Annotated in this window: 13 protein-coding genes; 3 read left to right on the top strand and 10 right to left on the bottom strand. The window is 56.1% G+C overall.

Translation table 11 applies throughout. The features are described 5' to 3' along the window. The 9 genes from P0120_14990 to P0120_15030 all read right to left on the bottom strand — a co-directional run. On the bottom strand, positions 1-931 hold a 931-nt coding region (locus P0120_14990; GenBank protein ID MDF0675627.1), incomplete at its 3' end, for a multicopper oxidase domain-containing protein. Between the two features lie 648 nt (positions 932-1,579). Then, complete coding sequence (locus P0120_14995) at positions 1,580-2,086, bottom strand: hypothetical protein (protein MDF0675628.1); 507 nt, start codon at positions 2,084-2,086, stop codon at positions 1,580-1,582. A 22-nt stretch (positions 2,087-2,108) separates the two neighbouring features. Further along, positions 2,109-2,924 (bottom strand): 2OG-Fe(II) oxygenase, encoded by an 816-nt coding sequence (locus P0120_15000; protein MDF0675629.1) that lies wholly within the window; start codon positions 2,922-2,924, stop codon positions 2,109-2,111. Between the two features lie 232 nt (positions 2,925-3,156). After that, entirely contained in the window at positions 3,157-3,969 is an 813-nt protein-coding gene (locus tag P0120_15005) for a methane monooxygenase/ammonia monooxygenase subunit C (protein MDF0675630.1), read from the bottom strand. Between the two features lie 348 nt (positions 3,970-4,317). Then, positions 4,318-5,706: a sigma-54 dependent transcriptional regulator gene (locus P0120_15010; protein MDF0675631.1), complete on the bottom strand. Its 1,389-nt coding sequence runs from the start codon at positions 5,704-5,706 to the stop codon at positions 4,318-4,320. Positions 5,707-6,040: 334 nt separating this feature from the next. Then, positions 6,041-6,430 (bottom strand): response regulator, encoded by a 390-nt coding sequence (locus P0120_15015; GenBank protein ID MDF0675632.1) that lies wholly within the window; start codon positions 6,428-6,430, stop codon positions 6,041-6,043. A 357-nt stretch (positions 6,431-6,787) separates the two neighbouring features. Continuing rightward, positions 6,788-8,311 carry a PAS domain S-box protein gene (locus P0120_15020; protein MDF0675633.1) on the bottom strand — a complete coding sequence of 508 codons (1,524 nt, stop codon included), beginning with the start codon at positions 8,309-8,311 and terminating at the stop codon, positions 6,788-6,790. 159 nt (positions 8,312-8,470) lie between these two features. Further along, entirely contained in the window at positions 8,471-9,850 is a 1,380-nt protein-coding gene (locus tag P0120_15025) for a sigma-54 dependent transcriptional regulator (protein ID MDF0675634.1), read from the bottom strand. A 128-nt stretch (positions 9,851-9,978) separates the two neighbouring features. Next, positions 9,979-10,221: a hypothetical protein gene (locus P0120_15030; protein MDF0675635.1), complete on the bottom strand. Its 243-nt coding sequence runs from the start codon at positions 10,219-10,221 to the stop codon at positions 9,979-9,981. A gap of 302 nt (positions 10,222-10,523) precedes the next feature. On the opposite strand from P0120_15030, the gene P0120_15035 reads away from it, so the two are divergent. From P0120_15035 to P0120_15045, 3 genes are all read left to right on the top strand, one after another. After that, on the top strand, positions 10,524-10,754 hold the full coding sequence (locus P0120_15035; GenBank protein MDF0675636.1) for a hypothetical protein: 231 nt from the start codon (positions 10,524-10,526) through the stop codon (positions 10,752-10,754). 156 nt (positions 10,755-10,910) lie between these two features. Next, a complete protein-coding gene (locus tag P0120_15040; protein ID MDF0675637.1) occupies positions 10,911-11,105 on the top strand; it encodes a hypothetical protein in 195 nt (64 codons plus the stop codon). A 369-nt stretch (positions 11,106-11,474) separates the two neighbouring features. Beyond that, entirely contained in the window at positions 11,475-11,717 is a 243-nt protein-coding gene (locus tag P0120_15045) for a hypothetical protein (GenBank protein ID MDF0675638.1), read from the top strand. A gap of 959 nt (positions 11,718-12,676) precedes the next feature. On the opposite strand, the gene P0120_15050 is transcribed toward P0120_15045, so the two are convergent. After that, the gene (locus tag P0120_15050) at positions 12,677-13,126 is read right to left on the bottom strand and encodes a helix-turn-helix domain-containing protein (GenBank protein MDF0675639.1); all 450 of its coding nucleotides are present in this window, start codon (positions 13,124-13,126) and stop codon (positions 12,677-12,679) included. Between the last annotated feature and the right edge of the window lie 16 nt (positions 13,127-13,142).

The raw sequence follows: 13,142 nt of genomic DNA on the forward strand, positions 1-13,142 counted from the left end.
CGTTCGGATCTTCAATCATCGCTTCCCAGCCGCTGGGCATCGGCTTGCCGTCGAATGGACTCAAGTACCGGGAGCCGCGCGGCTCCACGACGAGCATGCCGATCAAGCCCTGATTGAACTGCTCGCGCGAGGCGTGGGAGCGGAAGAACCGTGCCCCTTCCTGCGTGTCGGGCTTGATGTACCATTCGAAGCTCTGCTGCTTGCCCGACGCCACAGTCGTGTCCCCGTTCGACGGGGTCGCCGGCTTGCCGGTGGACGACACGACCATCGACGAGCCATTGATGACGAGATTCGTCGCTTCGTCCGCGATGTCATTGTGCAGGGTGAGTTTAAGACAATCTCCCTGGTTCGCTCGGATTACGAGCGGTTGGATGACATCACCTTGCAAGCCGTTCGATATCGCACCGGGGTCATTCTCTTTCTCACGCGCCTCCCTGTTGGCTGTTTCCTCTCCCCGCGCCTTCTCCATGTTTTCGGTCAGCACGTACATGTAGCCGGGGAAATAGTCGAGGAATCGGCTCAAGGTGATTTCGACGTTGATGGCTGAGACGTGGTACTCTTTTACCGGCACATTGGCTGGGCAGCGCTGCCCGTTGTTCACCGCCACCTTGGACGGGTCTTCTGCTACCAGCAACACACCCTGTTGGAGCATGTGGCTATTGGCGCCACTAGTGTAACCGCCCTTCTCTCGGATGAATTCCTGCTGTCGCTTGACCTCGTCCATCATGCGGTCGTGCAGGATCGACCCGCCTTCACGATAGATGACCTTTTCCGACGACGCCTGTCCCGCATCTGCGTGATGATTGTGCCGCTCTGCCGCGAATCCCATCGGCGCAAAGGCAAGGCTACTCGCCAACGCCAGGCCTTGGAATCGCAGCATCACGCCGGCTCTTCTCTGTCTCCGACTGTGGTCAAACTGAGTGGACCTCATGTCTCGGCCTCCTCTCCCTGGTGTACTCGCCTCATCCGGCGATTAGTTGATATCTGTTCGTCAATCATGTGGACGAATCTTCTCTTCCTTGTGGCGATGGAATACGAACCGGCCTCCGAACTGACCTCCGGCCTCGCATCTCAGGAGGGTTAAGAGCTGGTGAAGGGTTCCTTCTTGCGAAGGAATGGGTCATTCGGAGGCCGGTCCAAAATCACCCAGACCCTCACCAGCACCACTTTCGTAGGGCAATCGTCGTGCCTTTCCACGGCCGTATGCCTGTCGAACAAGAATTCTTTTTTTGCGACGCGAAGTTACAGGTTGTTCGGCTGTGGAGAAGGAATCAGTTCAATTTGAGGAATTCTTCTACGGAATGAGACAACAAAGGGGATCTCAATGTGTCTATGGAAAGAAATCAAAGCGTTATACTGTCTAAGATCTTGGACGGTGTCTATCGGCAAACTGGGGCATGACGGGGCAAGGTTGAAGCACCGAGGAGCACGGTCCTCCTTTGAACAGTCAACTGACAGTCATCTGCTGCCCCAAGTCGTCAGCTTGATGAATAGTCGATTTCGTCCGTCTTCGTCGATCCAATAGATGCTTGTACCGCAAACCTTTCGACTTGGCTTCCATCAACTGCAACTTGTTAGTTCAGGCGCTCGATTTTGAAATGCTTAGGTTCGGACACCAGTCCACTTCCGCGTGCCGTGCCAGTTCGATGAGCTGAATCGGAACCGGACTGGCTGGTCGATCGCGCGATATTCCCACGCATCGTGAACAAATAAACTGACAGTGGGACAGACAGGATCGATCAGGACACCCTCCGTCGGCACCCACTTTTGCCGACTGCTGTAGACAGTAGGCAACCGCATCCGGCGCGCTGAGACTCTCGTGATAGCATCGGAGGGCGATGTAGAAATTTATCCGACTCACGACGGCTCTATCGTCGAGCGTGATACGGACATCGTGCAGGTCCCACGCCTCCTCAATCAGCCGCGCAACGATCTCGGCCGATGTTGGAAAGTCATCGAAGAGGGCAACGTACAGCGTACCCCCTTCATCGGCCTCTACGTCGCAGGCCGGGGCCATCCGGACCAGCCGGAGCAAAGCCGGAGCTTCGACTACCTGCGCCTCAGGAATCGCGATGGAAAGACGCACCAGTGGCCCCCGCGAGGAATTGTCATGTTGGATGATCCAACATCGTATCTGACTGCGATGTCGCGTCGTGGCTGATCGGGGTTCGTTCCGCCCTCGGCCGGTTTATCAAGGCCGCCGGACCGAAGTAGCCGAAGACGTCCTTTAGGTTTGAGAATGCACGGTGAAACGGCCCTATTTCCTGATCAGTCACATATTGCAACGTGAGCACGATCCGTTCTTCTCGGGGCCCGAGCGGGGTAACGGCATGCCATAACTTGTCGCCGTTAAAGATCACCAGCGACCCCGGATCAAGGGGAACAGCCTGCTCGCTTACTTCCTCCTTCGTGCCGGGCTTGCGCATGTGGGCCACCAGTCGGCATTGTTCGGATCGCTCTATCAAGCCCATCAGGACCGTATATCGCGTACCCTTGTAGTACGAGGCATCGTAATGGAATCCGATGTGGTCTCCCGGCCGCGTGTAGTAGTAGAGCGCACAGGAATGGGGATCGTTTTCCGGGCAGAGGAACAACTCCTCCTTGACGATGTCGCTTAGGAATCGGCGCAATGCGGGCGAGCGATAGAGAGAGATAATGGCGGATGCCTCATGCAGCTCATTCCAGATCGCATAATAACTGACGCTGCCTCCTTGCTTGTGACCAGGCACGTAATTGCGATAGATATTCTTCCGGAGCAGCTCGACCTCGGTGAGACAGGGATTGATGATCTTTTTAGGGATGAACCGATCGAGAATGAGGCATTCATTCTGGCCCCAATAGGTCCGCCCTGACTGCGCAAGATCCACCTCAGTCAACACACGATTCATGGTTTCTTCCACATCGTTCATCGTCCGGCACTGCATGGAACCTCCTCTCTCGTTAGATCAATCTGATCCATCGATCCACACATCCGTCGGCATCCCTGTCGGATCGCAGCCAATTCAGCCTGAATAGAAAATGAGGGGGTCACTCTCAGCTGTGACCCCCTCAGCGTATTTGGCCCGACCCCTTTCATTGGGAGGTGCCGGACCTCATCAGACCAATGGCGGCAATGGCCTGATACTACGGTTCATGGTCTGCTCTTCATCGCTTACCTCAGTACCCGGTCTTGGCCCCGGTGCCCACCTGTTTTGAAAACGGATCGAGAATATCTTTGGGTGCGCCATTCCAGATCACGTCCGCCAGATTCGACATCCGACTCACGATCTGCGCCGCCACGCCGCCCGCAGCCCCGAACAACCCGCACCACCCTAACGTCACAAAGCCCCAGTGCAACGGCGCCGAGAACAGCTCATCCACAAACCAGAACGCATGGCCCCACTCGTTGAGTCCCACGTTCGGCAGAATGAACATCGGTCCCACCACCGCCGCCACCAACGGGAAGGACGTCGCCTGTGCGTACAGCGGTAACCGCGTTTGCGCATACAAGTAGCTCGACACGCCGCACGTAATGTACAAGGGGAAGCTCCCGTAGAACGCCACGATGTGGCTCGCCGTGAAGCTTGTGTCACGGATGATCACTTGGTGCCACGCCGCATCCTGCTCCAGCGTGTAGCTGCCGGCGTAGTACACGCCCCAGATGTAACAGACCAGCCAACTGAGGAAATAGAAATACCGTCTCAACTCCAGCTTGGGGTCGAGGTTCGCCAGGTTCCGGTCCCGCGTCGTCCAGAGCCAGCCGATGGAGATGGCGAAGAAGATGGCGTTACCGACGATGTTGAACCGCCACAACCCCATCCACACCGAGTCGAACTCCGGCGTCATGGAGTCTAAGCCGTGTGAATAGCCGAAGGCGCGCTGGTAGAGCACCCAGAAGATCCCGATCCCCAGCATCGCGAGCCAGCCGGACTTGAGGGGCCTCGTGTTATACCAAAAGGCGTCGATTTTCCCGGAACGTTCAGAAGCCATGCTCTCTACCTCCTTCTGTCATACAGTGATGGTGAAACTTCCTTACGACAAGACCCCTGCCCATTTTCAGAGGGTCAAACTGTTCCACGGTCAAACAGCTCAACGACTGCTGCGCGGACTGAGCAAGGTTCGTGCGCAGGGACCAGGAAGGAAGAGTTTGTTTCGATAGAAGCGGTGATCGTGAACTTCCCAGGCCGCTTCACTGCTTTACAGAGGGATTATAAAATCTAAGCGAATGGACAGTCTCGGGATGCGGCTGAACCGTTGCCCATCATTTCAATGGGTTAGACAATCCAGCGACTTGGACTGTTGCGACCGAGAAAGAGGTGGAATGGGGCAAACAAAACGCTATTCGATGCTATAGGCACGAAGCTTGTTGTAGAGGCTCGCTCGGCTGATCTTGAGCAGCTTGGCGGCTTTCAATCGGTTTCCTGCAGTTTTCTGCAACGCGTCCACGATCCGAGTGCGCTCTGTCTGAGCCATAGCCCCACGTGACGCGGACCGTAAACTTTCATCTTCAGCAACGACGCCATCTGAAACCAGATCATCGCACACAAGCCATGGCCCGATGGTCGTCACCACGGCCCGTTCGATGTAATGCTGCAATTGTCGGACATTGCCGGGCCAAGGGGCGTCACTCAGAGCCCGCATCGTTTTCTCAGCAACCTGCCGCACTGCTTGGTGGTGTCGAACGCACGAAGCGGCGACGAAGTGCCGGACTAACAGCGGGATGTCTTCTCGCCGTTCCCGAAGCGCCGGCAAATAGAGCGGCAACACGGCTAGTCGATAGTACAGATCCTGTCGAAACGTCTTGGCCCCCACCAGTTCGGCCAGATCCTTGTTCGAAGCAGAGATGACCCGCGCATGGATCTTCAGCGACCTGGTTCCACCCACGGGCTTGATCTCGCCCTCTTGCAGGACGCGGAGCAGCTTCGCTTGAAAGGTCGGCGTGGTATCGGCGATCTCGTCGAGGAAAATGGTACCTTCCTCCGCCTCTTCGAATAGTCCACGCTTATTGGCGACCGCCCCGGTGAAGGCTCCTTTGACATGCCCGAATAGCTCGCTTTCGAGCAGTGTTTCCGGCAAGGATCCGCAATCGACGACGACGAAGGGTCGATCCCTCCGGTTGCTGAGCGCATGAATCGTTTTCGCCAGGAGTTCTTTTCCCGTTCCGCTCTCACCGTGAATGAGGACGGTCGCCGAACTGTCCGCCACCAGGCCGGTCATGTCGAAAAGCTGCTGCATGGCCGGACTCCGGCCGATCAGATCGCCCAGCGATTCTCGCACTGCAGATGGTGGATGTTCCGCTTCCACCGGCTTCACATCCGGCGTCATTGGACCCTGCTCTCTCTTAAACAGAACCAGCATCGAGCTGACCTCGCCCCGACTCGAAGTCAGGGGAAAAGCCTGCCTCATCCCGCAGGCCGTGCCGTCTCCTCCACTCGAACAAGACACGCACTCCACCCCGGGTGCCTCAAACACCTTGATGGCCGGACAGGTCCCGCAAGGGTCCGTCCGGTGAGCAAACGCTTCGTAGCACTTGGCGTGAGACCGGTTAGTTTTTGCAGTCTGGTCCACTGACCATGCGGCTTCGTTCGCGTACACGACGTTGAACGATCGGTCCATGACCGCCACGCGGTCGGACAGCCCCTGTGCCAACTGTGTGATCGCTTCGATTCGCGCGACAATGATCGGATCGACAGACAATGGTGCGGCGGGGATTTGTTCGTCAGACACGATTACCTCGCTCCTCCACATGAAGCGGCTATGGCATATGGTTGATGGCCTAGCGCGCACTATTCACGACGGTTCGTCGTGAAATCGCGCAATCGCCAAGCGAGACACGCGCGAGGAACCGCGAGGAAGGGAGGCATACTTGAGACAGTATGTCGACCGACCGAGCGGCGAGCCCGCCTGCCTGGACGCTCTCGGATCGCGTCCAGGCTTGTCGTAGCGGCGACTCCGCGATTGCAGCAGAAGCGTTCGTGAATAATGCGCGCTAGAGCACGAAAATGAAGGTGCCGTGCGAAATCATCGGAGTTTCTTCTTTTCCACCATAAGCCATCTGCCGTCAACCCTCAGCTCCCGGCTTGTGGTCGAGCAATTGTTGCACACAGTTCTTGAGGTCAGCAATCCGGACCGGCTTGTCGAAGTAGGCGCTCGCACCAGCTTTCACCACCTGCGCTTTCAGTGCCGCGTCGCCGAACGCGGTGATGACGACAATGGGACACTTGGGCGCCACAGTCCGGAGCCGGCTGATGTAATCATCCCCTCCCGCCGGCATCCGCAAGTCGGTAAGGATCAGATCTGGTTCGGATTGCAGGACCGCCAGAAATGCTTCGTCTCCATTCCTCGCTTCACGCAGCTGATACCCCATTCCGCAAAATTCATCGCACAGCAAGTTGCGCATCTCTCGGTCGTCTTCGACGATCAGGACCCTGGCTGTTGTTCTGTTTTCCACCAGCGCCATCCTCTTTCCCCTCCCTTACGTGACTCCATCAGCATGTTATGAGAGTGGAAGCAAAGAAGATGCCGATTAGCGGGCGACCAAGATGCCCCTGAATTCAAGGGGATCCTGATGACGGCGAATATTGAGACAAACCTACAGTGGCGAGAAACACCACGATCGGAAAGGAGCCGGCCGGTGCAAGATGCTACAGTCCTCTGCCTCGCACGGAGCACACAACGCCCGACGCCGGGGCGTGCAGGCTGATCAAAAAGGCCGTCCAGCAAGGCCGCAGCAAGCGAGGAGGCGAAGCGTACTCTGGGCCGTACGTTGAGCCTCTAAGCGATGCGAGAACGCCGCTGGCGGACTTTTTCAACAGCCTGCCTCCTGACTCATTGGCAGCAGGACGGTAAAGCTCGTTCCGTTCCCTTCCTCACTCTCTACAGCAATGGAACCTTGATGTTCTTCAATGATCCCCTTCACCACGGTCAACCCCAAGCCGGTTCCCTTCCCGAACTCCTTCGTGGTAAAGAAGGGATCATAGATCCTCCTGATGACCTCCGACGGAATTCCGTGACCGGTATCAGCGATGGTGAGTTTCACCATCGCTTGCTCCTGCTCCAAACCGACTCGAAGCGTGCCTCCTTCCGGCATAGCGTGAAGGGCGTTCATGATGAGGTTGAGCAAGACTTGGCTTATCTGATCCGCGTCGGCCAGCACCATGGGGCAAGGGCCGGCCATCTCCATTTCGACCCGAATCTGATTTGTTGCGAGACGCTCCTGAAACATCTCCATGCTGTCCGCGATCACCTGTCTGAGGTCAAGTGGAACGCGCCGCGGAGCTTTGCGTCGAGCAAACGAGAGCAGCTGATTCATCACCCGCGTAATCCGTTCAACCTGCGTAATGATCGTCTGAAGGCCCCTTTTGATCGGCTCCTCCGTCACACGATCCATCAGATATTCAGCCCGACCAAGAATCACGTTCATCGGCGTCCCGATTTCGTGCGCCATGCCGGACGCCAGCGTCCCAAGTTCAGCGACCCGCTCAGTCCTCCGCAATTGTTCTTGAAGCCGTTTCCTCTCGCTGACATCTCGGAGCATGATCAGAATTGCCGGTCCCTCTTCGTCAACGAATCGGGCTCCACTGACTTCTACCTCCACGGTCCTTCCGTCGAGCGTTTCGATTTTCTCCTCAAGCACGGGCACTTGCGTCCCTCCTTCAAACAGTTCGTCGATCCTCTGTCGAACGATGTCATGGTCATCGGCATGGAACAGGTCCATGGGCGACTTTTCGAGGATCTCCTCGGCCTTTACCGCCCCGAACAGCTTGATAGCCTGGTCATTGGCAAAGATGATCCGGTTGCCCCGGTTCACGAGGATTGCGTAGGGCGAGATGGCGATCAGCCGCCGGTACCGTTCTTCGCTTTGCCGCAGCAAGTGTTCGGCTCGCCTGCGCTCGGTGATGTCTCGGAGAATGACGGTATAGTATGTTTGTCCCTCTACGACGATATGCGAAATGGCGGCCTCGATGGGAAACTCTTCACCATCGGCTCGAAGCCCCGACACGGAGCCTAAGCGACCCATCTTCCGACTCGTGACACCGGAGCGCCCGAAGTCATGAACATGGTGATGGTGCGCTTCACGGAAGCTGGCGGGCAAGAACAGATCAAGCGGCCGGCCGATGGCATCCTCGATAGAACAACCGAACATCCGTTCGGCGGCCCGGTTGAACAACACCACTCGCTGATCCTCGTTGACGGTGATGATCGCGTCCATCGCAGATTCAACGATGCCTTCCAGCCTCAGTTGGCTGACGAGGAGCTGTTGCTCCGCCTTTTGACGGTCGACTCTAGCGCCACCTGTATCTGAGGTCGATTGCGCCTCGTGTCTCTCCATCACGGGCTCCTCAACAGAAGGCTACGGTCATCCTTTGATCGTGTGTGCTTCGACAGGGCCTGTCTTGCGCCATGCGTACTCGTCCACCGCACGGTGCGTTCGGCGTCACCGGCTGCCGTTGGTGTGCGATCTCGCTTTTCCATGAGCGAAAGACACGCGTCATTCCTCCGGATGAAGCTTGCCCTCGATTTCGGCGAGTTTACGATACAGGGTCTTGCGGTCGATGCCAAGGGCATGGGCGGCCTGATATTTATTGCCTCCGGTCTTTTCGAGGATCTTCTTGATGTACTCTTTCTCGAGCTCATGCAAGGGCAGAGTGTGCTCGGCTGCTTCGTCCAGTACACGACGGTCGCCACGGGCTCCTTGCACCGCCGAGGGCAGATCATCCGGAGAAATCTTCTCCCCCCGACTGAGCGTCACAGCCCGTTCGACGACATTCTCCAGTTCTCGCACGTTACCGGGCCAGGCATAGTCCATCAAGATCGCCATGGCGGCTTCACTGACACCCTTGACCTCTTTCCCGCGAGCTTCCCCGCACTTTCTGAGAAAGGCCTCCACCAAGAGCGGAATATCCTCGCGCCGTTCCCGGAGCGGCGGTAACTTCAGCTCGATCACGTTGAGTCGATAATAGAGGTCCTCGCGGAATCGCTTGCTCTTCACTTCCTCGCTGAGATTCAGGTTGGTGGCCGCGATGATGCGCACATCCACCGAGATCCGCTTGGTCGCTCCCACCCGCCGGATCTCCTTTTCCTGGATCGCGCGAAGGATTTTGGCCTGAAGCATGAGCGGGAGCTCACTGATCTCATCCAGAAACAGCGTGCCTTTCTGCGCTTCTTCGAACAATCCCCGCTTGTCTATCTTTGCGTCGGTAAAGGCGCCTCTCATATGCCCGAACAGTTCGCTCTCCAGGAGCTGCTCCGGAATCGCCGCACAGTTGACCGGAATAAAGGGAGCATCCTTTCTGTCACTGTTGTAGTGAATGGCTTTGGCGACCAATTCTTTCCCCGTGCCGCTTTCTCCCGTGATGAGCACGTTGGTCGGACTATCGGCCACGCGCCGAATGAGATCGAACACCGCCTGGATCGCCTTGCTCTTCCCCAATATATGGTGGAAGCTGTACTCCTTGCGAACTTCTTTCCTGAGCCGGCTGACTTCCCGCCGTAACGCCGCTTCCCTCATCACCCGTTCGACGACCCGGATCAATTCGTCTTTCCTGATCGGCTTGGTGAGGTAGTCGCTCGCCCCGTGTTTCATGGCTTCGACCGCCGTTTCCACTGACCCAAACGCGGTCATGAGGATCACGTTGATATCGGGATGGTCTCGTTTGATATGGGTCAGCAACTCGAGTCCTTGCATGCCTTTCATGCGAAGATCCGTAAGGACGACTGCATGGTCTGTTTCGGTCAATCGTTTCAGAGCTTCGTCACCGCTTCCGGCCATCGTGACCTGATGACCTCGGTCTTTCAGCATGTCATGGGCCAATTCCCGCATGTCGGCGTCGTCATCGACGACGAGGATCGCGCGCCATTCTTCAGTCATGCAGCACCTATGAACCTTGAAAGAGGATAAGCTTGTCTTGAAGTGAGCCTTATCTTATTGCCCCAGATTGCCACGGTCCGCATCATCAGTTGATGAATTATGCCCCATCTGAGGTCCGTTCGGCATCCTTACACCGAGCCGAGGCAAGGGTAGGGCCAGAAAAAGTGGAGGTCTCGAATACCGGAAGTACGGAACCGGCAGCCGGATGGATCAGTATATTCAATGTCCGGCTCAGCCCGATCCTCCAGTGTGATACTGAAGGCCAACCGTTGGTCGTCCACATCCTTCACCTGCACGCGGACGATAGGGTCCTCAGGATACACAACGCTCAATGCCTTCAATCGTTCAACGGCCGATCGTGTGAGCTTCATGATCTATACTTTCACTTTGGACATGACCTACTCGTCACTAGAATGATCTGCGGTTCGCATTCAGCTTCTCACCGTTTTGTGTGGCACCGACTGATGAATCCAAGATAGCACAACATGTCTCATGGCCGCTTCAGCGCTCATGCATGATATACCGGCACGTATCGATCACCTGCACGTTGCTTCCGTCGGATTATCGATGTGCCAGCCTCTCCTACCGTCCAGGATTGACGCGGACAATGACGGTCCGCTGGTCGGCAATTGCGCCTCTTTCCACTCATTCCACTCACCTGTAGACTGAACACATGCTGTCTCCCAAAATCTCGACAGATAGGTGGTGGCTACGCGGCGTCATCGCACGATCAGTCGGCATCGTCGCCGTTGCCCTTGGGTTTGTCATGGGCATGTACGGACTCGATCGCCCTACCTCAGCCTGGCTTCCGACGGCGCTTGGGTTACTCGTGACCGGGGTGGTGGCCCAAGGCTATGGGCTGTACTGCTCGATCAAACGGGTGCGGCAATTGAACTCTCGATGATGTTTCCCTCAACTCGCGTGATCCATGGTTCGCTGAGGTTGTGAGGAGCTCAACCTAATCTAGGCAAAATGGCTCAGGGACTTACGAAGGAAGGCGCGGGGATGCACGTCGGAGCGTTGATGTGGTGTGTGCTCCTGCTAGGACTCACCTCCGGCTGTGCGATTGGACAGGGTCCGCGCCATTGTGGGTGATGCGATGATCGGCATTGTCGCGGGAGGCTTGAATCTGGCGTTGCTAGGAACCGCCGGAGCCGCCATGCTGGAACTCCTCAAAACAGATGTCAATCTCATGAGTCAAGATCTCGAGCGGCTCATGCAAGAAATTCTTGTACAAGGTCACGGCGGAGGATAAAGCCATTGTTCGTTCGCCCGGATGTGCCACTGACTGCTATGAAATGGCTCGTGGTACTTCTGAACCAGTACCTACCAGGCCTGGTGGGTGATCCTGACCTGTTGAAACTGGTGAACCAGCTGGGACTCGAACCCATGCCCTCGCCTTAAAAGGTCAAACATGTTGATTTCAGGAAGACTCGTTATTGCGATGGTTTCCCCAATTAGGCCTTAGATGCCGAACTGTATCATCATGAAACACTGACAACAGTGCCAACCCCTACTCAATAGCTTTCCCTGTTGTTTATTACTCCTCTTTATGTCATATAGTGCAACCCTTAGATCAATCTTACTTATGTATTCCAGCGGAGAGCAAACGAAGGAGGACGTTATGATCAAAGTCCAGAGTCAGCTCGTCCAGCAGACGTTGGGGGCGCTAGCGCTCGTCCTATTTCTCGGTGCACTAGCGATGATCTGGCCCACCATCATTGCCTTATTACTCGGCGCACTACTGTTGCTCCAATCTTGCGGTGCCGAACAGGAGATTGCGGTGCTGTCGTGGACCGAGGTCGGTAATTTGCCGATCGTTTTTGCCTCTCTTCGGCGACCCGGTCTTCCGGCGATTCTTTCGTGACGAGTTCGAGCGGCGCGTTCGTCAGTCGAGCGCATTCCGCCATGATGGGATTGGCTAGAGGGTAATCATGAGCGCCGACGCGAAGGCTCGATTCTACGAGACGGTCGGAATGGGCGAGACAAACGTGACCATCAGCCGCCGGATGTGCTCGTCACGTGAACCTCGCTCCTCGCGGTTGTCGCGCAGCGTGAACCGATTCATCACGAACCGTGAGCAAGCATGCGGGTTAAGGCCGCATGGCTTGTCCTGTTAGCCTTCAGCCATTCCCTTATGCTCCGTAGAATTCGATCCATCGTTCAGACTTGTAGCGCAAATTTGCACAGCCATCTCTTCAGGAAGGTTTAGGGAGGCAGCCTTCAATAAATTGGATCAAATCAGAAAAGATTCCTTGGTCGGCCTGCTTCATGGCAGCAATGTATTGGGCCCGAACCTCGTGACCTTGAGGCATAAGGTGGATCTGGGGCCATTGTGGCAGGGAGTGTTGTCGGGAGTGAAGGAAAACGTCCGTGATCAGCCTTGCGTGTCTGCCATTCCCATTTCTGAATGGGTGAATCTTCGTCAGTCTATTCTGGAGCCGTGCGGCCGCTTCAAGGACTGACATCGTCGAGGTGGGATAGTCCCAGTAGAGAAAGTCGTCACACAGCAACCGAATCTGTTCCGGTATGAGATGCCAGTCAATGCCGATGTTCAACGTATCCGTGCGGTACTTCCCCGCCCACTCCCATATTGAGCCGAACATGTCCCGGTGAACCTTACAGACAAAATAGTCTGTGAGCCATTGTTTGCCGCGTTTCTTTCTGCGAGCCTCAAAAATATATTTGTTATACGCAAGACTAATGGCGTCTGCCTCAACGGCATTCCTCTCTGATCGAGTAGCGAGATGTGTAGGGATAAGACCAGTGGTGTCGTCGCCGGGGGTTGACCCGGCTGGTTCTGTTTCATCCTTCATCGGTACAGAACTATATGTGTTTTCGCCGGCTACGGAGAATATCGTCCGTGCGTTTCTCAAGCAGCCGTCTGAATATTTCATTGTCGGGTGCTTGATCTTCGAGTGCCATGGTTCCCATGGTGTGTTTGAGGTGCTTTAGAGCCACCGTGCGTGCCCGACCTCGGAGTAGTTCTTCAAGAGGTTTCTCCAGTCGTGGCTCAATATTCAGATCGCACCAGAGACCTTGGTAGATTCGTCGGAGTGTGCCTACTTGGGGATCGACTCTTCCAGACTCAATTGCGGCGAGGTTAGGCTGGGTAATATGCGCGCGCTTGGCCAGTTCAGTCTGGGTCATTCTAAGTCGATTACGCAGAATGCGTATCCAGTCTCCGGGCGTGCGGTTACTCGGCTCGGTTGCGTCTTGAACCTGAAGGTGCGAGAGGGCAATGTCATCGATAATCGTGCCGGGTTTTAGCTTCATGGTGCCTTTTTATACC

The sequence above is a fragment of the Nitrospira sp. genome (assembly GCA_029194675.1).
Lineage (GTDB): Bacteria > Nitrospirota > Nitrospiria > Nitrospirales > Nitrospiraceae > Nitrospira_D.